Here is a 20,213-nt window from a genome sequence, read left to right on the forward strand (position 1 = left end):
GCCTACGCCGCGCAGTTTGGTCGCTCTGCCGGTGGTGACATCATGTTTCACGGGCGCGGCCCCGAAGGAAACGTGGTGGCCCAAACCAAATGGGACTGGACTGCAGGGTGCATCGCTTTGACCGATTCCGAGATCGAAGATGTTTATGCGATGCTGAAGATTGGCTTTGCGGTCTGGATACATGCCTAGAATATCCGTCTTGATGAAGCTGTCTTTGGCGTTCATTCGCGATCTTTTTGGACCAGTGAGTTGGCCAGTTCGATGAGCTTTCGCATGAAGGCGGTCAGCGCGACTTTCGCGGGTTTTCCAGCCTGAATCATGGTCTGATACTTTAGTTGGCGAAATGGCCGTACAGTTTTCAATGTACGGCCAAAAATGCTTTATTCAGCGTTTTCAGTAATCCAGGTCGTCATCTGTTCAATTTCGCCGACCTGTGCGGCAATGATCTCTCCCGCGAGTTCGATCATCTCCGGGTCGTCGCCATACTCGAGCAACACCTGTGCCATATCAATCGCACCCTGGTGGTGAGCGATCATGCCACAAGCGAACGCAACATCTGCATCCTCCCGCATCATGCCTTCGTGCATGGCTGGCATGGTAGCCATCATCCTTTTCATGTTTTCCTGAACATGCTCCGGCATTTCAGAAGTATCCGTGTCGCCCATATCCATCATGCCAGCTATCCCGTCACCTTGACCGGTTTGAGCCATGGCAGAATGATCCATACCTTCCATCCCTTCCATCCCTTCCATCCCTTCCATCCCTTCCATCCCTTCCATTGCTGGGGAGTCGATGCATTGCTCCGGAAGTTCGAATGCGACATCTTGTGCCAGTGCAGGCCCGGCAAATGCAGCGCTGGTAACAACGATTGCAAAGATTTTCTGTGTAGCGTTCATTTATAAGTCTCCTGTTTGAACAAGTCGTAAAATTATGTCGTACTTCGCATTTTGTGAATAACGACAAATTCTGCATCCGCGCCTAAGTTCCAGATATCCGAGTTAAACATCAGTGATCGTGTTTTGATATCGGCTCCATTGATCGCGTGTATTTTCGCGGTTCGAAGGATTTTAGGATAAGACAAAAGATTTCCTTTATTCCGACAGTTGAGGTTTACCGCTTGCGACGCGAATGGCCGTTCCCCCGTCCGGGCGACCTGTTGCGTCGACCGAAGGTTCGGTCCAGGCGATGTAGACGTCGTCACCTGCAAGTGTCATGCGGGGGAAGCCCATGGCGTTTCCCGTGGGGTTGACTGCAATGGCGACCGGGTCTCCGCAGCCGTCCGCTGCGGTTGCCCGACAGGTCAGCAGCACTTCACCGGCAGGTGTCCACTCGACCCAACTGACTAAAGCCGATCCGTCCTCAAGTTGCAGCAGGTCGACCCGGCCGGCGGGTCCGCCCAGATCGATCTGTCGTGCGGCCCCAAAGCTGGCCCCCTGATCGTCCGAGAAGGCCATCTTAACCGCAGGCACACCGCCCGCGCCGGTGAACCACACCAGAGCTGCATGATCACCACGGGCTGCGATGGCGGGACCGTTTACTGGGCATCCGTCGATTTCCCAGCCATCGCCGCTGACAGGCTGGGGTTTTGTCCACGACCCGTCCACGCGCCGCACGACCGAGATATCCCTGACCTCGTCCGCGGTCCGGTCACGATAAGCCAAAAGCACGGTCCCATCTCCGGTCACAGCCGCACTGGTCTGGCAACACGTGCAGGTTCGGTCGTCCAGCAGCAGATCGTCAGACAGGGTCCGGTCGGCACTCACGGTCGTCGCCCGCAGTTGCATGGCACCGGCGTCTGCACCATCGCTGCCGAATGTATCGCCGGTGTCGTAAGCCCGTCCATCGAGCCACATCGCCAGAAGGCCGTCATTCGCATCCGGCAACAGCGTGACGAAGCCATGTTGCGTAACCAGACCGTCCCGGTGTGGCACGATGGGCGGGTCCCACGTCTGTCCGCCATCACCAGAGATCGCGATGTTGACGTCGTAGTCGTAGTAAGAGTCCCCGTTCATCCGGAGCCAGCTGACGGCAATCCGGCCATCCGGCAAGCCGACGGCAGAGGAGAAATCCGCGTAGTTGATGAACAGGTCATCACCCTCAGCGACCGTGACAGGGGCTGACCAGGTGGCACCGTCGTAGATTGCTGTTTCGACCTTGGCAAAGGTGTCACCGGACAGCTCCGTCCAGGACATCAGAACGCGGCCATCTGCAAGCGTCACCAGCGACGGCTCCTCGACGACACCGGTGCTGGGCACGTCGACCTCTGCCAGTGTGGAGAACACCTGCGCTGCTCCCGGACTGCCGGCAAAGCTGAGCGAGAGGCCTGCGATAAGTGAGACCAGAGGACCGCGTGTCATGGCAAAACCCTTTTACACAGAAAACACGACCGCGCCGGGACATAGCGCAGTCGTCGGACCAAGACCGACTTCGGCGTCATAACCTGGGTCAGACCATCGCCGCCGGATAGCCTGCGTCTTTCAGGGCTGCACGCAGCTGTGCATCGTCGCGCCCTGTATCAATGGCGACTGTGCGGGCAGGCATGTCGAATGACAGGGTTGCGCCGGGGTCGAGTGCCAGGACCGTTTTCTCGACGGTCGCCTTGCAGTGGCCGCAGCTCATGGCAGGAATGGAATAGGTGGTCATCGCAGTCTCCTATGTTGTGGCACACATATGGGGCCTTCCCCCGCTGGAAGGTCAAATGCAATTCTGTGCAAATGCACTCTTGACCTTCCCCCGACTGGAATCCTTACGTAAGATGCTGAACCAAAGCGTGAGGCACCTTCCATGTCCGATATGTCCCCGATCACATTGTCCGTCACCGGCATGTCGTGCGCGTCCTGCGTGGGGCGGGTGCAGCGCGCCCTTGCCGCGGAACCGGGCGTCACGCTGGCCGAAGTGAACCTCGCGACCGAGACGGCACGTGTAACGGGCACCGTCCCGCCCGCCCGTCTGGCCGCGGTGCTGTCGGATGCAGGCTATCCCACGCGGAATGCGGTCGTCGATCTGGCGATCACGGACATGACCTGTGCCTCCTGCGTGGGCCGCGTCGAACGCGCCCTGCTGGCCGTGCCTGGCGTCACGGCCGCGGCGGTCAATCTCGCGACGGAAACGGCGCAGGTGCATATCATCGACGGCGTGGCGACCCCGGCGGATCTGATCGCTGCGGCGACCGCTGCGGGCTATCCCGCCACGGTCAATGGCGGTGCCGGGTCCGGCGACGCCACCACGGACCGGGCCACCCGCAAGGATGCGGAGGCGCAGGATCTGCAACGCCGCATGATCGTCGCCGCCGTCCTGACACTGCCCATTTTTATGACCGAGATGGGCGGACATCTTTTTCCTTCGCTGCACCATGTCATCGCCAACAGCATCGGAATGCAGACCGCCTGGATCATTCAGTTCCTGCTGACATCCGTTGTGCTGGCCTGGCCCGGGCAATCGTTCTATGCCAAGGGCGTGCCGGCCCTGCTGCGCGGTGCCCCCGACATGAGCAGCCTTGTCGCAATGGGGACGGCGGCGGCCTGGGGCTATTCCACCGTCGCGACCTTCGCCCCCACCCTTCTGCCGCCCGAAGGGCTTGCGGTCTATTTCGAGGCAGCGGCGGTCATCGTGGTCCTGATCCTGCTGGGTCGCACGCTGGAGGCACGGGCCAAGGGCCGGACCGGTGCCGCTATCACCCGGCTGATCGGTCTGCGGCCCAGGACCGCGCAGGTGGAGCGCAACGGGCAGATCGTCACCCTTGATGTCGCCGACATTAACGTCACCGATCTGGTGCATGTCCGACCCGGCGAACAGCTGGCGGTCGATGGAGAGGTCACATCCGGCGCGTCGTGGGTGGATGAAAGCATGATTTCGGGCGAGCCTGCGCCGGTGGAGAAGCAGACAGGGGCGACCGTGACCGGCGGCACGGTCAATGGCACCGGCGCACTGGTCTACCGCGCGACGCATGTCGGATCCGATACGGTTCTCGCAAGGATCGTGCGCATGGTCGAGGATGCCCAATCCGCCCGCCTGCCGATCCAGGCGCTCGTCGACCGCGTGACCCTCTGGTTCGTACCTGCCGTCATCGCGCTGGCCGTTCTGACCATCGGGGTCTGGCTGATCTGGGGCCCTGCCCCCACACTGGCCCACGCGCTGATCGCCGGGGTGTCGGTGCTGATCGTCGCCTGTCCCTGCGCGATGGGATTGGCGACACCCACGTCCATCATGGTCGGCACCGGGCGCGCCGCCGAACTGGGCGTGCTGTTTCGGCGTGGCGATGCCTTGCAGGCGTTGCAGGGGGTGCGTGTCGTCGCACTCGACAAGACCGGCACGCTGACGGCCGGGCGGCCCGAACTGACCGATACGAAGATGACCGACGACTTCGACCGGAACGATGTGCTGGCCCTGGTCGCGGCGGCGGAAGGTGCCTCTGAACACCCGATTGCCAGCGCGATTGTCCGGGCCGCGCAGGCGCAAGGTCTGGTCCTACCAGAGGTCTCAGCGTTTCAGTCGATCACGGGGCTCGGGATATCCGCGACCGTGGCAGGACGGACTGTCCTGGTCGGGGCCGACCGGCTGATGATGCGCGAAGGCGTCGACATGACCGCTGCTCCATCTGCCACCGCCCTCGCCGACCGCGGACGCTCGCCGCTCTATGTCGCAATCGATGGGCAGTTGGCGGCTTTGTTCGGCGTCGCCGATCCGGTCAAGCCCGGCACAGCCGCCGCCATTGCTGCGCTGCATGACATGGGCCTGAAGGTTGCTATGATCACGGGCGACAATGCGGCCACGGCGCGGGCGATCGGGGCGCAACTCAAGATCGACGAAATCGTGGCCGAGGTGATGCCCGACGGCAAGGTCGCGGCACTGGACCGACTGCGCGATACGCACGGTGCCACAGCTTTTGTCGGGGACGGCATCAACGACGCCCCGGCGCTGGCCAGCGCCGATGTGGGCATTGCGATCGGCACCGGGACGGATGTCGCCATCGAGACTGCGGATATCGTGCTGATGTCCGGCGATCTGCGGGCGGTCGTCGATGCCCTGTCCGTCAGCCGTGCCACGATGCGCAACATCCGCCAGAACCTGTTCTGGGCCTTCGGCTACAACGTGGCGCTGATCCCGGTCGCGGCGGGCGTTCTCTATCCACTGAACGGCACGCTGCTGTCGCCCGCATTGGCGGCGGGGGCGATGGCGCTGTCCAGTGTTTTTGTCCTGACAAACGCGCTGCGGCTGCGGCGGGTGCCGTCGGCGGCCCCCGTCATCGCCCCGCCGGCCACACCGCAATCCCGGCCCGTCCCCGCAACAGCATAGGAGCCACACCATGAACATCGGTGAAGTGTCGACCCGGGCGGACCTCCCCGCCAAGACGATCCGCTATTATGAAGAGATCGGACTGGTGAAACCCCTGCGTGACCCCAATGGCTACCGTGCCTTCCGCGAAAGCGACGTGCATAAACTGGTCTTTCTGGGACGCGCGCGGGCGCTGGGATTCACCATCGAGGATTGCCGGGCCCTGACCGCGCTATGGGAGGACAAGGCGCGCGCGAGTGCCGACGTTCGCAGCATCGCATCCGACCATCTGATCCAGATCGAAAACAAGATCGCCGATCTGAGGGCCATGCACGAAACACTATCGCATCTGGTCTCGTCCTGCGCCGGCGACGATCGCCCCGACTGTCCGATCCTGCAAAGTCTGGAAAAGACGACCCGCTAAGCGGCGCACCTACGGCAGCCCAGACGATCTTTGCCCGTCTTCGTGATGATCACAAACCCAGCGGTCGTGATGTCCGGGCTGATGTATCTGAAATCGCACCGAACGGGGTTTCCGGCCGCCAGATCGACATTGAATGCCATTCTTGCCAGCGCCTTGACCCAAGATTGGCGACCATCTGCGTATTCTGAATGCAAATTTAAAAGAGAAAAGACATGACGCTGCCAAGTACATACGTCCGCCAGTTACCTCCGGAAGTCGATCTTCTCGCTTTGTCTTTCTTAGGACATTTTGCATGGGAGATGCTTCAAGCACCCCTGTTCTCAAGCATGAGTGAGGTGAGCCATTTTGCTGGAATATACATTTGCCTGAAGGCAACGTTGGGCGATCTGGCAATTGCTCTTTCCGCATTCTGGATTGCGGCACGCGTAGGTCGAAGTCGAAGTTGGTTCATACGCCCGGGTCGACGTGCTTTGGTTGTATTTTTCGCGGTCGGACTGCTGCTGACCATCGGTTTGGAGTATGTCCACACCCAGATCACGGGACGTTGGGCGTATGACGGGGTGATGCCGGTCCTCCCTGTCATTGGCACAGGTTTGACACCAATCCTGCAATGGATTTTCGTACCGATGTTGGTTCTGTGGTATATGCGCAGGCTGGATTACAATATCGGTCAGTCGGACCGTCCGTGAGACGGTGCCCTCGGCAATCGCGGCTGGCTACCCGATAGCGCTAAGCGCGTATGGGTACTTTGCCAAGAATGTCAATTTTCTGGGAACATTCCAGCGCGGGAACTTGGTTAAAACCTCACAGCAATACTCAAGAGGGATGTCCGATGCCATATTTCCGTTTCTTCGCAATGATCGCAACGTCCACGGTGGTCATGTTCGGGTTGATGTATCTGAACTCCTATTCCCTTGAGCATGTCTATTTTTCGCAGACCCGCATGTGGATGGCGCTCTATATGGGTGCGATCATGGCGATCATCATGCTCGCGTTCATGCTGGGCATGTACAAGAAGCGCATGGTCAATATGGCGATCTTCGGAGGGTCCGCATTGGTGTTCGCGCTGGCGCTTTGGCTCGTGAGGTCGCAAGAGACGGTCGGCGACGTGGCGTGGATGAAGGCAATGATCCCGCACCACTCCATCGCAATACTGACATCGTCGCGCGCCAACATCACGGATCCCCGCGTGCGCAAGTTGGCCGATGAGATCATCGAGGCTCAGGACCGCGAGATCGCGGAAATGCGCTGGATGATTGCCGATATCGAAGCCAACGGCGAACAAACGACGTTTCCGTTGGGCGAAGCCGATACTCAGGCTGAGGTGGCTTCGCTGACCGATGCGTTGTCATCCGCCGTCATCGCTTCTGTCGATCTCGCACCGCTGAGCGATGACGAGATCACCCGCGCCCTGCCCGCTGGAGCAGTTTGCAACTTCCGCCGTGGCGTCGATGCGGACCCTGTGTTCGCCGTTGCCGCCGACGGCGCATCGGTGACGAAGGTGTCCGGCCAGTTGGTCCTACTGACGGCTGAAGGCGCCCCGGGAGACGCTGGCGTTGCGGCCCAGACGGAGAGGCTGCGGGTGACGATTACGCCCAATGCGGCCGAGGATGAAGCCACCCTGCTGTTCAACCTAACCTCCGGGCAACCTTTGACCGTCGGCTACGATGGCTACTGGACCTGTGCACCCTGATGCGCGTCACGCAAGTTGAGGAGAGAAACCCATGCCAAAAGACAATAATGCAGAGACAAAGACGGCCGTCCTTTACCGGATGGTGATGCCAGAGCATACTTGCCCCTACGGCCTGAAATCCAAAGACCTGCTGGAGCGGCAGGGCTACACCGTCGAAGATCATCACCTGAAAACCAAGGAAGAAACCGAGGCCTTCAAGTCGGAGCACGACGTCAAGACGACGCCGCAGACCTTCATCGACGGTCAGCGGATCGGCGGTCATGACGATCTGCAGGTCTATTTCGGCAAGGCCGACACGGATGACGACGGACTGTCTTACACCCCCGTCATCGCGCTGTTCTCGGTTGCGGCGCTGACGGCGGTCGCCTTCACCTGGTATGCTTTTCAGACGCTGCTGACCTGGCAGACGTTGGGCTGGTTCGTGTCGCTGTCGATGATCCTGCTGGGCCTGCAAAAGCTGAAGGACATCGAGAGTTTTTCGACCATGTTCCTGAACTACGACCTGCTGGCCAAGCGCTGGGTGCGGTACGGATACATCTACCCCTTCATCGAGACCGGGGCTGGCATCCTGATGACGGCGATGGTCGCCACATGGCTGTCGGCCCCGCTGGCGCTGCTGATCGGTACAATCGGTGCGGTCAGCGTGTTCAAGGCGGTCTACATCGACAAGCGCGAGCTGAAGTGCGCCTGTGTCGGCGGCGACAGTAACGTGCCGCTGGGTTTCGTGTCGCTGACAGAAAACCTGGGCATGGTTGCGATGTCGATTGTCATGCTGGTCATGTTGTTTGCATGAGCATGTCCCCGGTGACCCAGTCAAAACACGAAGAATCGATAGCGCCGGAGCTGCCCCGGGCATGAGCGTTTGGAGACGACGCGCTATTTTGGCGGGTGGTGCGCTGGCTGTAGGCGCTTGGGTGAAAGGGGCACCGCACTTGCTGTCTCTGCGCGCGCCGTCTTTCAACTTTAGAAACCTGGACGACGTACCCCCTTTTAGGGAACTGACCGCAACTGGCACCGTCACGACCAATCAATCAATCTTTGCTGGACTTTCCACCGGAGACGGCGTGTCGGCCGCGGCCCGCGTTCTCGCTCAGCAGGTTCGTGACAATCCCTGTGATGCTCTCTTCGGCGCTCTCGTCCCGGGCCGCGTTCCCGTCGCAGTCTTTTCCGATTTCAGATGCCCCAACTGCCGCGTCATGGATGCGCGGCTATTGGAGATAGAACAGGATATGCCCGATCGTTTCTACATCGTTCGTCATGAACTGCCGATCCTCGGCGATGGGTCGAAAATGGCCAGCCGGGCCGTGCTGGCCGCAGACAGGCAAGGTGCCTACGGCGAGATGTACGCCCGGTTAATCCGCACACCTGCCGTTACCGATCTGGCCTTTGTATCTCAGGTCGCGGCCGGTATCGGGCTTGATGTCGAAGCGTTCCAATCAGACCTGCAATCGTCGCGCATTACTGAGCAGCTCATGAAAAGCAAGGCCGTTGCGGACGTCTTTAATTTTATTGGCACGCCGGCCTTTGTCGTTGGCCGAACTGCATTTCTGGGAACCGTCACGGTTTCCGTGTTCAAAGCCTTGATCGGTGTCGAAACGGACCGGCCATGCGATGCGGCGGACACCTGACGATGGACGGTCCAGTGGAAGGACACTGACCGGACACCGTATATTTGCAAGCACCAAGATGATCAGTTCGTCGCAAGTGCGCCAGATGCAAAGGTTGTCAATGATCAAGGTGCCATTGAGGAACCAGAGTGGAGCATTGGCGTCTGATCGCATCAGAAAGCGTTTGACCTTCCTGCGCTGGAACCTGTTCCAAGCCGTTTCAATAATAACCGTTCAAATGCGGCGTGCAGGCGATATGACCAGTCTTTACCCAACGCAGACCACAACAATGCTTGCGCGCTTCCGCAGAGGCAATGTGTTCGGCTGGCAAAGGTCCTGGGTGATTGACACGTGCCGGTTGCTGTTGGGCGGGCTTTTCTCGCGATGTCCGCGTGGGCGCCCCTTACGGGTGGCGTCTTGTCTCATGTCACTTCTTATGGCGCTGCTCGTTCTCGACGGCTGGCATGTCCGGTCCAGTTCCGAGGGACACGTGCGCCCGCACGCCATTGTACAGTCCGTGACGGTGGCGACACCCAGCCATTCCGCTGCAGCGGGGTGCCATACCTTGCTGGCCTGTGGATTGACCATCGGAGTTACAAACACCATTCCGCCCAAACAAATGCGCGAGGCAGCATTGCATGCGAGGCCAGCGATTTCGACCGTGACCGATCAGGTGGCCCCCCAGTCCGATGTGCCGCCACCGCGCGTCTGAAGCCATGTCCCTGACCGGGACCGCTTCGCCACATCGCCACATTCGAGAAGAAGACAGATATGAAACGATCGATAACGATCGGCGCGATCATTGCATCGTCGCTGGGTGCGGCCGCGTTTGCCCATACTGGTGCCACTGGCGTCGTGCTGGAGCGCATGAAGGGTATGTCCGCCATGAAAAAGGCCATGGGTGAACTTGCGCCAATGATGCGCGGCGAGGTGCCCTACAACGTCGCAACGGTCCAGAAGGGTGCGGAGACAATCATGGCGCACGCGGGCGGTGACATGGTCAAGCTGTTTCCAGAGGAGGCCATCCCCGCGACGTCCTACGCAGTACCCGCGCTGTGGGAGCAATGGCAGGAGTTTTCAGACTTGGCGGACTTGCTGGAAAGTCAGGCGTTCGGGCTGGACATGGCCGCCTCGACCGGTCTGACGGCGCCGCAGCCTGATATGCCCTCTCATGACATGGCAGCTATGAACGGCATGGACACTATGGCCGGTACCATAGCGCCGCCATCACAGAATTTGACCGTGGCCCAACTGATGGGGGTGGAACCGACTGCCGTCACCGGCCAAAGCGCGTCCGCTTTGTCCGAGGAGCGCGACAGCGGTGTCATTGATTACGCAACGATATCGGCGTCCGCTGCCTTTGAAATGGTCAGCCAGACATGTGCGGCCTGTCACACGCAATTTCGGCGGGGCAATTAAGTTGCGATTTTTTGTTGTCGCGCTGATTCTTGGGGGCATTCTTGCGAGTGTTGGCATATTTACCATATCGCGCTGGCCCATTGAGGAACCTGTGACCCTTGGTATGATGGAAGGCGATGCTCTTCGTGGGGCCTATCTTGCCCGATCGGCAGGATGTGTTGCTTGTCACACGGACGTTCAGGAGGGGGGAGCCGCGCTGGCTGGCGGAGCACCTCTCGACACGCCGTTCGGCCGATTCATCCCGCCAAACCTGACGCCGGATCCGGTCCATGGCATCGGAGACTGGACGCTTGATCAGTTCGCTGTCGCCGTGCGGCAGGGCATTAGACCCGATGGTAAGGCCTACTATCCCGCGTTTACTTACGAATTCTACAACCAATTTACCGATCAGGACATCGCGGACCTCTGGACGGCGTTCCGCACGGTCCCCCCCGTCTCTGTCGCCGCAGCGCTCCACGATCTGAACTTCCCGTTCAACCTCAGATGGGGTCTCAAGCTGTGGCGGGCACGGTACATGACACAGTCTGAAATGACACCGGTCATGGCGCAGTCGGATGCCTGGAACCGCGGACAACAGCTGGTGAACGGGGCTTCGCATTGTGCAGCCTGCCACACGCAACGCGGACTGTTCGGGGGGTTGGACACCAGTGGAAGCCTCGCTGGCAATGCCAATTTGCCGGGTGGGAACACGGCCCCGTCCATCAGGACGGAGGACCTGATGGCGCGGGGCTGGACCGTAGCAAACATGGCCTACGCCCTGCGGACAGGGATCATGCCAGACGGAGACGTACTGGGCGGCAGTATGGCGGAAGCGATAGCGCAAGGCACAGGGATGCTGACCGAGAGCGACCGAGAAGCGATCGCGACTTATCTCCTGACTCCGCCGGGCCAGATAAGCGTCGGATTGCCGACGCCCGCGGCCAATCCAACGATGGACGGCATGGCGGGTATGGAAGGAATGGCCGGGATGGAAAGCGGAGGAAACTGACGTGGGATATCATTACCACCCATGGACCGGCCTGACCTGGGGTCTCATTACCTTTGCCAGTGTCGGCACGATCACCGCAGTCTGGACCAACCCCTGGTTCATCAGGATGACACCCGTAGCTGCCTGGGAGTTTCCGGCGGTACTTGTCTTAGCCATCCTGACCGGGGTGCTCTTTGCAGTCCGCTTCACGGCCTGTGGCGCACGCCGGGCCGGGATCGGGGGCGTCCTGTCTTTTGTCGGTATCGCCTGCCCTGTCTGCAACAAGATCCTCATGCTGATCTTCGGCGGCCCCCTGTTGCTGGCATATTGCGATCCTGTCCGGACTTACTTCGCTCTGGCGGGGCTAATCGTCCTGGCCATCCGCACCTATCGCAACATCGCAGCCCGGCACACAGTCCTCGCCACGGGATGGGCTGTGCCATGACCAAGCCGCAAACGGACCCGAGGGTACATTCCCGACTGACGCGCCGCGGCATGATCCTGGGAGGAGCCCAACTGACGGTCGCAGGCGTACTTGGTTTGCGGATGCATAAGATGCAGATCGTTGAGGCCGACACGTTTCGCATGATGGCCGAAGAAAACCGGATCAGCATGCAACTTATCGTGCCGCCTCGCGGACGCATTCTGGACCGGTTCGGTGCCGTGCTGGCTGATAACCGACCGACCTATCAGGTGACCATCGTACGCGAGCGGGCCGGCGATCCCCAAAAGGTCCTTGCGCACGTGCAGACAATCCTGAGGCTGACCGACGAAGACCTGAGGCAGATTCTGGACGAGATGGCGGACCGCAGCAGTTTCGTGCCGGTCACGGTTGCCAAGGACATTACCTGGGATGAGCTGTCACAGATCTCAATGAATGCTCCTGCTCTGCCTGGCAGTTCGGCAGACGTCGTGGTTCAGCGGGTGTATCCCTTCGGGACTGATTTTGCCCATCTCATTGGCTATGTCGGGCGTGCCAATGCGCAGGACGTCGAAGACAATGACGGCAATAACGCCCTTCTGACCATGCCCGGGTTTCATTTAGGCAAGATCAGTATCGAAAAGGCGAAAGAGGCCTCCTTGCGCGGCACCGCTGGCAATTTATCGGTCGAGGTCAACGCAGCAGGTCGTGTCATGCGGAGCCTGGACCGGGTCCCGCCTGTGCCCGGCGCGGACCTGCAGTTGACGGTCGATCATCATCTTCAGAACTTTGCGCTGGCCCGGCTGGCTGGTCAGAGTGCGGCGGCAGTTGTCATCGATGTGCAAAACGGTGACCTGCTGGCATGCGCCTCGGCCCCCACATTCGATCCGAACCTATTCGTCGATGGCATTTCCTCGACGGACTACAATGCATTACGCGACGATCCTTACAGACCACTGTCGGACAAGGTCGTTCAGGGAGCATATCCGCCAGGATCCGTGCTGAAGATGTCTTTGGCTCTCGCAGCCCTGGAGGATAACCAGGTCGACCCGGACGAGACCGTCTATTGCCCGGGGTTTGTCGAAATCGGCGGTCGGCGGTTTCACTGCTGGAAACGCGGCGGGCATGGCCGCATCAATCTGCGCGGTGCCCTGCGCGAATCCTGTGATGTGTTTTTTTACGAGATTGCCCGGCGGGTGGGGATCGACAACCTCCACGCCATGAGCGCACGACTGGGTCTCGGTCAAAGACCGGATCTTCCCCTCTCGGGAATTGGGTCGGGTCTGAACCCCTCCCGGGACTGGAAGATGGAACGCTACGGAACTGACTGGCTGGTCGGCGATACGATCAACGCATCCATCGGCCAAGGCTTCGTGCTGGCAACGCCGATGCAACTTGCCATCATGTCAGCGCGGATTGCCTCGGGAAAGAAGGTGATCCCACGCTTATTCAAGCCTCAGATTGCAGATGATCAACAGGATTTCGAGGATATGGGACTGTCTGCCGGGTCCCTTGCACTTGTCCACGCGGGAATGACGGATGTCGTCAATGCGGAACGCGGCACAGCAAGGTCATCACGGATTGTGGCTGAAGGGCAGACCATGGCAGGCAAGACCGGATCCAGTCAGGTGTTCAGCATCACGGCGGCAGAACGGGCTGCCGGCGTGCGCAGTCAGGCGGACCTCCCATGGAACCGCCGGGACCATGCACTGTTCACTGCTTTTGCGCCGGCTATACAACCGCGCATTGCGGTATCCGTCCTCGTCGAACACGGTGGTGGCGGCTCGCTTGCTGCCGCCCCCATCGCGCGTGATCTGGTTCTGTTTTATCTGAATGGCGGGCTGCCGCCAGTTGATGCGTACCCCGCAGATCAACGCGGCCGCATGCAAACCAGCCTGGAGGAGTTGAGCGCATCGATTCTGCCAATTGATGATCACGCCCAAAGGAAGCGGACGTAAATCCCTGCATCGTCATCACATAAGAAACTGAGACGGGTGTTGGGCAGGTGCCCATGAATTTCGTGATTAGAAGAATGATAGACGTGCACGTTCAGGTCACGCCCTTCAGCCTGAACGCCGCAGCTGTCTGTGACATCAGAAAATACCATTTTCCTTTTGAAGTTCGCGGATATAGCGCGCGATCAACAGAACATCGGCGTTGGTCACGCCATCGACCGGGGGCATATTTCCAAACCGCCAATGATGCGCCCGCACGCCATTTTTTGCCGCCAGTACGAATGTGATGTCAGAATGGTGGTTGGGCTCATAGGTCTTGTGCACCAGCGGTGGGGCCACGCCAGTCTGACCTGCAGCATTCGTGCCGTGGCACGATGCGCATTTCGCCTCAAAGCCACGTTGCCCCATCCGGGCGTCGGCGGAGAGTTCGGCCGGCACCACAACGTCAACGATCGGCGCATTGCTGGCCAGCGCGCTTGGAGCAGCAGATTGCATGGACGCAGGCGTATCTTCGGGTGAAGCTTGTCGAGCGGTCCAGTAGAAGCCCAAGCCGCCAAGCACAAAAATCGCTATGATTGCCTTATACCTGTTGTTCATTTTATGCCCTGTCTCTCATGCGCCCCGTTGCCGCATATCCAGTGAAGGTTCCATCCAACGCCCACTCTGGGCATGGACAATCATCCCCTCGATCGAGGCACCACGTTTCACACGCCCAATTCGGTGCGTGAAACGCGTCAAGCACCACAACCAGGTTCAGGCTCGGCTTTATATGCGTCGAGGCCCGGCCTGCAAGCCGTGGCACAAATTGCAGGATCGAGGCTTGAGACCGGTTCGACACCCGGCGTCGCTCGTTCTAGACGTATTTCACTATCGTCATCATGCCCGCCGCCATGTGGTAAAGGTTATGGCAGTGCAGCGGCCATTCACCAGGGTTGTCAGCGTCGAACTGAATCGTGACCATTCCCATGGACGGCACGAGGACCGTGTCGCGCATTGCGCCCGAAACTTTCTGCCCCTCCAGGCCGACAACCTGAAAATGATGCCCGTGCAAATGCATCGGATGCGACATCATGGACATATTATGCATCGTGATCTCGACGCGGTCGCCCTTGGCGACCTCAAGCGGTTGACGGTTATCGAAGGTCCGCCCATCGATCCCCCAGACATAAGCCTGCATGTCGCCCGTCAGCATCGCCATGATCTGTCGCGTTACAGGTTTGGCCGAAAGCGGGGATGCCGCCAAAAGCTGACGTTCCAGTTCCAGAAGGACGGGGGCGGATTGTGTGTCGGCAGCCGCGGCGATCTTGGTGACCGTCGCACCGGTCGGTGCCAGCACGATCCCCGTGCGGGCGATGTCCCCTTCGCGCTGTGCCAGCACAGGGACCGCGGCACCGTCGATCGGCATCGTGACCTCGATATCAATGCGTTGCGCCATGGCCAGACCGAACCGGCTGCCGCGCAGGGGCTGAACGGGCATGCCATCGACGGCTTTGACCGTACCCTCGATCTGGCCAAGATCGATCCAGAAGTTTGTCGATGCAGCCCCGTTGATGATCCGCAGCAGGACGGTATCGCCCTTGTCGACAGCCACGATTTCAGGATCGGTCAATGTGCGGTCATTGGCGAGATAGGCATCGAAGGTGATATCGTTCAGGTCCATGTCCATGTTGCCCATGCCCCCCATTGCCATGCCACCCATGTTCATCCCCGGCATTGCCGTGGCACCATCTGTCCCGTTCATGGTCATGCCGGAATGATTCATCCCCGCCGTACCGGATCCGACGACTGCTGCGCCTTTCCCTTTCAGTGTCGCAAGGGTCTCTTCGGGGGGTGTGAATGAAAAATCATGCAACAGGACGACAACCTCCTGCATCTGCGGCTCGCCCTCGCGGACAATGAGGGGAGCGGCCATCAGCTGGGTCTCTTGCAGCCCCATATGCGAATGCATCCAGTTGGTCCCGCCGCGCGGCAGATCGAAGCTGAAATCCATGGACGCACCAGGCGCGATGGGTTGCTGGGACAGGGGATTGCCGTCCATGCCGAACGGGGGCGTCAGCCCGTGCCAGTGCATGATCGTGGCCACGTCGGTTGCGTTGGTCAACGACACGTTGAACCCACCCGCGGCCTCAAGGATCAAACCGGATCGCCCCTTAACATCCGTAATCCCGAAGACGGTCGCAGCCTTGCCGTTCACCTCGATGATGCGTGTGCCGACAGTGAGCGATTGACGGGGGCTCGCAGCCCACGCTGCCGGGCTGATGCCAAGACCTGCGGCGAGCGTGGTGGACCCGGCGAGGGCCAGAAACTGACGACGGTCAATGGCGTGTTGGTAGCGCATGGGGAGGACTCCGATGTGACTGGCGTGGGAACAAATATCATTGAGGTATTGCGCTACCCGCCTTCCCGCAGGGGAAGGCAAGTCGCTTTTGAGAACGCCAGCCCCAGATCGCGATCCTGTGATTACCGCGACCTCTCTGCAGTGATCGTGATGGCAGCACGTCTGTCGGGATCAACACATGCGCTACAATTCCACCCGCCGCAGTCGCAGCGCGTTGGTGATGACCGAGACGGACGACAGGCTCATGGCCGCCGCCGCAATCATTGGCGATAGCAGAAGACCGGTGACCGGATAGAGCAACCCCGCCGCGATGGGCACACCAAGCGCGTTGTAGGCGAAGGCGAAGAACAGATTCTGTTTGATATTGCGCAACGTGGCGCGAGCGAGTTTGCGCGCCCGCACGATCCCCATCAGGTCGCCGCCCAGCAGGGTGATGCCGGCGCTCTCCATCGCCACATCGGCCCCGGTGCCCATGGCGATACCTACGTCGGCGGCGGCCAGCGCGGGCGCGTCGTTCACCCCGTCGCCCGCCATCGCAATCTTATGCCCTTCGCGACGCAACTGGTCGATCAGATCCTTCTTGGCCTCGGGCAAGACGCCTGCACGCACCTCGTCTATGCCGAGTTTGGCCGCAACGGCCTGCGCCGTGCGTTCGTTATCGCCCGTCGCCATGATGACGCGCAGCCCCTGCGCATGCAGTTCCCTGATGGCCTGCGCGGTGCTGTCCTTGATCGGGTCGGCCACCGCCACGATGCCGGCCAGCACACCATCGACGGCGATGAACATCGCGGTCTTGCCTTCGGCGCGCAGGGTGTCGGCCTTCGCTTCAGCCGTGTCAGTGTCCAGCCCCATCTCCGTCATCATCGCCGCGTTGCCAAGCGCCACCGCACGTCCGCCCACCGTGCCGCACACGCCCTTGCCGGTGACGGCGTCGAAGTCCGTGGCCTCCTGACGCGGCGCACCTTGGGCCTCGGCACCCTCGACGATCGCCTCGGCCAGCGGATGTTCCGAGCCACGCTCCAGCGACGCGGCCAGCGACAACAGGTCGGCCCCGGCCATATGCCCCAGCACCACGGTATCCGTCAACTTCGGCTTGCCCAAGGTCAGGGTGCCGGTCTTGTCGACGATCAGCGTATCGACCCCCGCCATGCGTTCCAGCGCCTCGGCGTCCTTGATCAGCACGCCCGCCTGCGCGCCGCGGCCCGCGGCTGTGGTAATGGAAATGGGTGTAGCAAGACCCAGCGCGCAGGGGCAGGCGATGATCAACACCGACACCGCCGAGGCGATGGCGAAGACCAGCGCGGGTTCAGGACCGAAGATCATCCAGACGACGAAGGCAAGGATTGCCACCCCGACCACAGTCGGCACGAACACCGCCGAAACCCGGTCCGCCAGCCCCTGGATCGGCGCGCGCGAGCGGCGCGCGTTCGACACCATCGCCACGATCTGTGACAGCACCGTGTCTGCCCCGACTTTGCCCGCCTCGATCACGAGGCTGCCGTTCTTGTTGAACGTGGCGCCGGTGACTGCATCACCCGGACCCTTTTCCACCGGCATCGACTCGCCGGTCAGCATGCTCTCGTCCAGCGACGACCGGCCTTCGATCACCGTCCCATCAACCGGGACCGCATCGCCGGGCCGCACGCGCAACCGGTCGCCCTCCATGATGTTTTCCAGGGGGGCGTCGTATTCCGACCCGTCCGGCAGGATGCGACGGGCGGTCTTGGGCGCAAGGTCCAGAAGCGCGCGGATCGCGTCGCCGGTTCGCTCGCGGGCGCGCAGTTCCAGCACCTGACCCACGAAGACCAGTGTGACGATCACGACCGCGGCCTCGAAATAGGTGCCGACGCCGTGGCCCATCCGGTACTGTTCCGGAAAGACCCCAGGCAGGAAGGTGGCGACGATCGAATAGAGATAGGCCGCCCCCACGCCGAGGCTGATCAGCGTCCACATGTTGGGGCTGCGGTTCACCACCGAATCCCAACCGCGCCGGAAGAATGGCAAGGCGGCCCAGAGGATGATGGGTGTCGCCAACGCGAACTCGAGGTAGCTGGCGGACTGATGCCCGATCCAGTCGCGCACCGGCAGGGCAACCAGCTCGCCCATCGTCAGGATGACAAGCGGCACCGCAGCTGCGGCCGAAATCCACATCCGCCGTGTGAAGTCGGTCAGCTCCTCGCTCGGCTCGTCCGAGGGCACCATCGGCTCCAGAGCCATGCCGCAGATCGGGCAAGCTCCCGGCGCATCGCGGACGATCTCGGGATGCATCGGGCAGGTGTACTGGACGTTGGCCGGAGCAGCCTTCTTTCGCCCGGCGGCCCGACCCGAGGCATAGAACCAAGGATCCGCCTTGAATTTCGTCTGGCATTTATCGGAACAGAAATGAAAGGTCTCGTCCGCAAATGTGGCGTGACGCGCATCAGGCTTGATCGCGACCGTCATCCCGCAGACCGGGTCCTCTGTCGTCTCAGTCCCCAAGGGTATGTCGGGTGCCGCGTGATGATGATCATGCTCCATGGTCTGCCAGCCTTTCATTTGTCTTGCATCAGCTTGCGGCTTCCAGTGACTGGAAGCTCAAGCTCTTTCTTCGTGATGCCGTGGTCGTCTTCGGGAGCGGGATTGCGCGCGAGGAAAACCCCCACGAACATGAACACCAGCGCCATACCGACGACGCCGACAGCGACGATGACCGGGTCGGACTGCCACTTCATCGCGACGAAGGCGGCCAGCACCATGGCATCAAGGAAGATGACCATTGACAGCGTCATCAGCAATGCATCGCCCGCCGCGATCGTTGTCGGCCCGTAGGCCTTTTTCAGTAACTTCGCGATCCCACCCGCAGACGGAAAGGCGTTCGACATCTTGATATAGGTGTAGGCGCTGAACGCGGTCACAATCGCACCAACGACAAACGAAAGCGGAAAAAGCGGTCCTGCCAGTTCGGCGATTTGACCGGTCAGCGCAAAAATGCCGGTGCCGATCATCACGCCTGTGCCCATCGCAATTGCGCCAGGCAGTGTGATACTATTTTTCGCGTAAGTCTCTGCCACCAGGCTTCCTTCTTGGCTTTCTACCGCGTCACAGCCCAGACCAAGGGCAATCTGGTCACCAATCCCAAACCCAGAACCACCCCATGCACGGCCTGCACGTTGTCCGCAGATTGTATACTTTCCCGACTGCCAGATGACGCCCGGCGATACTCATCGCTATTCGCGACGATACAGACGTGAAAATGCTGATGCCAGAACTACTGTTCGCCGCGCGGTTTGGGATTTCGCATACGCCATTCCAAGTCACCTGCATCGGGCGGTGAAACGCGTCACGCAGATCGCTCACCTGCCAAGGGGTCATTTGCGCAGATATTTCAGTAAAGCTGCTATTACGACACCCGCGAGTACAATGCACAAGACTGCCCAGAGCCAGCCAAATCCCATGCCCAAACCCATACCGTAGTCATTCATCATCGCTCTCTCCTGCATTGGGTCGGCATAATACCGAGAGGTAAATCATAGTGGATCCAAACCATCAGGCGTTGACATGGATCAGGCATTTCGGACGCAAACAGGATTTCATGGACACGTGTTTTTCTCGCTTCCGTTTTTAGATTGTGTCCCCTGTCCCGCCCTTCGGGCGTGTCACCGCGCTCAAAGCTTCAGCCGGCAGACCGGCTTTCGCCCGCGACGTCCCGACCCATCTTCCCTGTCCGCATGGCCCGCGCACAGTCTCTCCGAGCCAGTGTGCGAATCTTCGTCCATGGTCGTCCTGGTCCGTGCCGATGCTTCATGACGGATGCCGATCGCTGGTGCTCGGCGCGGGGTTCGCGCGAGCGCGGTACGCCGCTGCATCGCTAAGAGAAAGCAAGACGGGGACCGCCGGTCCCCACCGCAACCCAGAAATACGGCATCCAAAGGGGTGTCCCCGTCCTTACTGCGGCTGCATGCAGGCCCACCATCACACGGCGAGTAGGGTACAACACAAAGCCTGCAGTCAAAAATTGGCTAAGGCTCGAACAGCCACGAGTCCGTCATCCGAGCGCCACGGGCAAGATCTGCAACCGTTGGGCTTTAATCGCCTGGCACAATCATCGCGATGATCTGGAGAACCCTCTTGGTTTT

The 20,213-nt window shown here is 60.6% G+C and carries 18 protein-coding genes and 1 pseudogene; 12 read left to right on the forward strand and 7 right to left on the reverse strand.

Annotated elements, in window-relative coordinates:
* The first annotated feature begins 42 nt into the window (after positions 1-42).
* A complete protein-coding gene (locus ACOI1H_RS16705; RefSeq protein ID WP_422438993.1) occupies positions 43-189 on the forward strand; it encodes a L,D-transpeptidase family protein in 147 nt (48 codons plus the stop codon).
* 191 nt (positions 190-380) lie between these two features.
* On the opposite strand, the gene copM is transcribed toward ACOI1H_RS16705, so the two are convergent.
* The 3 genes from copM to ACOI1H_RS16720 form a co-directional block, all read right to left on the reverse strand.
* A complete protein-coding gene (gene copM / locus ACOI1H_RS16710; RefSeq protein WP_422438976.1) occupies positions 381-896 on the reverse strand; it encodes a CopM family metallochaperone in 516 nt (171 codons plus the stop codon).
* A gap of 195 nt (positions 897-1,091) precedes the next feature.
* On the reverse strand, positions 1,092-2,357 hold the full coding sequence (locus tag ACOI1H_RS16715; RefSeq protein ID WP_422438977.1) for a sialidase family protein: 1,266 nt from the start codon (positions 2,355-2,357) through the stop codon (positions 1,092-1,094).
* Between the two features lie 88 nt (positions 2,358-2,445).
* Positions 2,446-2,643 carry a heavy-metal-associated domain-containing protein gene (locus tag ACOI1H_RS16720; RefSeq protein WP_422438978.1) on the reverse strand — a complete coding sequence of 66 codons (198 nt, stop codon included), beginning with the start codon at positions 2,641-2,643 and terminating at the stop codon, positions 2,446-2,448.
* Positions 2,644-2,784: 141 nt separating this feature from the next.
* Between ACOI1H_RS16720 and ACOI1H_RS16725 the strand changes: the two genes are divergently transcribed.
* The 11 genes from ACOI1H_RS16725 (at position 2,785) to mrdA (ending at position 13,763) form a co-directional block, all read left to right on the forward strand.
* Entirely contained in the window at positions 2,785-5,295 is a 2,511-nt protein-coding gene (locus tag ACOI1H_RS16725) for a heavy metal translocating P-type ATPase (protein ID WP_422438979.1), read from the forward strand.
* 10 nt (positions 5,296-5,305) lie between these two features.
* Positions 5,306-5,698, forward strand: coding sequence for a Cu(I)-responsive transcriptional regulator (gene cueR / locus ACOI1H_RS16730; protein ID WP_422438980.1), 393 nt, complete (start codon positions 5,306-5,308; stop codon positions 5,696-5,698).
* A 212-nt stretch (positions 5,699-5,910) separates the two neighbouring features.
* On the forward strand, positions 5,911-6,387 hold the full coding sequence (locus ACOI1H_RS16735) for a hypothetical protein (protein ID WP_422438981.1): 477 nt from the start codon (positions 5,911-5,913) through the stop codon (positions 6,385-6,387).
* A gap of 143 nt (positions 6,388-6,530) precedes the next feature.
* Positions 6,531-7,391, forward strand: a complete 861-nt coding sequence (locus ACOI1H_RS16740) for a DUF6692 family protein (RefSeq protein WP_422438982.1) — start codon at positions 6,531-6,533, stop codon at positions 7,389-7,391.
* 31 nt (positions 7,392-7,422) lie between these two features.
* Entirely contained in the window at positions 7,423-8,184 is a 762-nt protein-coding gene (locus tag ACOI1H_RS16745) for a MauE/DoxX family redox-associated membrane protein (protein WP_422438983.1), read from the forward strand.
* A 139-nt stretch (positions 8,185-8,323) separates the two neighbouring features.
* A complete protein-coding gene (locus ACOI1H_RS16750) occupies positions 8,324-9,019 on the forward strand; it encodes a DsbA family protein (protein ID WP_422438984.1) in 696 nt (231 codons plus the stop codon).
* A gap of 403 nt (positions 9,020-9,422) precedes the next feature.
* Positions 9,423-9,710: a hypothetical protein gene (locus tag ACOI1H_RS16755; protein WP_422438985.1), complete on the forward strand. Its 288-nt coding sequence runs from the start codon at positions 9,423-9,425 to the stop codon at positions 9,708-9,710.
* 59 nt (positions 9,711-9,769) lie between these two features.
* Complete coding sequence (locus ACOI1H_RS16760) at positions 9,770-10,417, forward strand: c-type cytochrome (protein WP_422438986.1); 648 nt, start codon at positions 9,770-9,772, stop codon at positions 10,415-10,417.
* 1 nt (position 10,418) lies between these two features.
* Entirely contained in the window at positions 10,419-11,405 is a 987-nt protein-coding gene (locus ACOI1H_RS16765) for a c-type cytochrome (protein WP_422438987.1), read from the forward strand.
* 1 nt (position 11,406) lies between these two features.
* A complete protein-coding gene (locus ACOI1H_RS16770; RefSeq protein ID WP_422438988.1) occupies positions 11,407-11,829 on the forward strand; it encodes a hypothetical protein in 423 nt (140 codons plus the stop codon).
* Positions 11,826-13,763: a penicillin-binding protein 2 gene (mrdA, locus tag ACOI1H_RS16775; protein WP_422438989.1), complete on the forward strand. Its 1,938-nt coding sequence runs from the start codon at positions 11,826-11,828 to the stop codon at positions 13,761-13,763. Before ACOI1H_RS16770 ends, mrdA begins: the two co-directional genes overlap by 4 nt.
* Before the next feature lie 135 nt (positions 13,764-13,898).
* On the opposite strand, the gene ACOI1H_RS16780 is transcribed toward mrdA, so the two are convergent.
* The 4 genes and pseudogenes from ACOI1H_RS16780 to ACOI1H_RS16795 all read right to left on the reverse strand — a co-directional run.
* On the reverse strand, positions 13,899-14,357 hold the full coding sequence (locus tag ACOI1H_RS16780) for a c-type cytochrome (protein WP_422438990.1): 459 nt from the start codon (positions 14,355-14,357) through the stop codon (positions 13,899-13,901).
* Positions 14,358-14,613: 256 nt separating this feature from the next.
* Entirely contained in the window at positions 14,614-16,098 is a 1,485-nt protein-coding gene (locus ACOI1H_RS16785; protein ID WP_422438991.1) for a multicopper oxidase family protein, read from the reverse strand.
* Between the two features lie 183 nt (positions 16,099-16,281).
* Positions 16,282-18,615: a heavy metal translocating P-type ATPase gene (locus tag ACOI1H_RS16790; RefSeq protein ID WP_422438992.1), complete on the reverse strand. Its 2,334-nt coding sequence runs from the start codon at positions 18,613-18,615 to the stop codon at positions 16,282-16,284.
* A 119-nt stretch (positions 18,616-18,734) separates the two neighbouring features.
* Positions 18,735-19,097, reverse strand: a pseudogene (locus ACOI1H_RS16795) (amino acid permease); the annotation flags it as partial.
* Positions 19,098-20,213 lie beyond the last annotated feature (1,116 nt).

It is taken from the genome of Loktanella sp. DJP18 (genome assembly GCF_049310965.1).
GTDB lineage: Bacteria > Pseudomonadota > Alphaproteobacteria > Rhodobacterales > Rhodobacteraceae > Loktanella.

Coding starts and splice junctions, on each gene's coding strand:
- ACOI1H_RS16725 (WP_422438979.1), top strand. CDS start 2,785: ATGTCCGATATGTCCCCGATCACATTGTCCGTCACCGGCATGTCGTGC.
- ACOI1H_RS16740 (WP_422438982.1), top strand. CDS start 6,531: ATGCCATATTTCCGTTTCTTCGCAATGATCGCAACGTCCACGGTGGTC.
- copM (WP_422438976.1), bottom strand. CDS start 896: ATGAACGCTACACAGAAAATCTTTGCAATCGTTGTTACCAGCGCTGCA.
- mrdA (WP_422438989.1), top strand. CDS start 11,826: ATGACCAAGCCGCAAACGGACCCGAGGGTACATTCCCGACTGACGCGC.
- ACOI1H_RS16790 (WP_422438992.1), bottom strand. CDS start 18,615: ATGGAGCATGATCATCATCACGCGGCACCCGACATACCCTTGGGGACT.
- cueR (WP_422438980.1), top strand. CDS start 5,306: ATGAACATCGGTGAAGTGTCGACCCGGGCGGACCTCCCCGCCAAGACG.
- ACOI1H_RS16755 (WP_422438985.1), top strand. CDS start 9,423: ATGTCACTTCTTATGGCGCTGCTCGTTCTCGACGGCTGGCATGTCCGG.
- ACOI1H_RS16745 (WP_422438983.1), top strand. CDS start 7,423: ATGCCAAAAGACAATAATGCAGAGACAAAGACGGCCGTCCTTTACCGG.
- ACOI1H_RS16715 (WP_422438977.1), bottom strand. CDS start 2,357: ATGACACGCGGTCCTCTGGTCTCACTTATCGCAGGCCTCTCGCTCAGC.
- ACOI1H_RS16735 (WP_422438981.1), top strand. CDS start 5,911: ATGACGCTGCCAAGTACATACGTCCGCCAGTTACCTCCGGAAGTCGAT.
- ACOI1H_RS16760 (WP_422438986.1), top strand. CDS start 9,770: ATGAAACGATCGATAACGATCGGCGCGATCATTGCATCGTCGCTGGGT.
- ACOI1H_RS16785 (WP_422438991.1), bottom strand. CDS start 16,098: ATGCGCTACCAACACGCCATTGACCGTCGTCAGTTTCTGGCCCTCGCC.
- ACOI1H_RS16705 (WP_422438993.1), top strand. CDS start 43: ATGTTTCACGGGCGCGGCCCCGAAGGAAACGTGGTGGCCCAAACCAAA.
- ACOI1H_RS16780 (WP_422438990.1), bottom strand. CDS start 14,357: ATGAACAACAGGTATAAGGCAATCATAGCGATTTTTGTGCTTGGCGGC.
- ACOI1H_RS16720 (WP_422438978.1), bottom strand. CDS start 2,643: ATGACCACCTATTCCATTCCTGCCATGAGCTGCGGCCACTGCAAGGCG.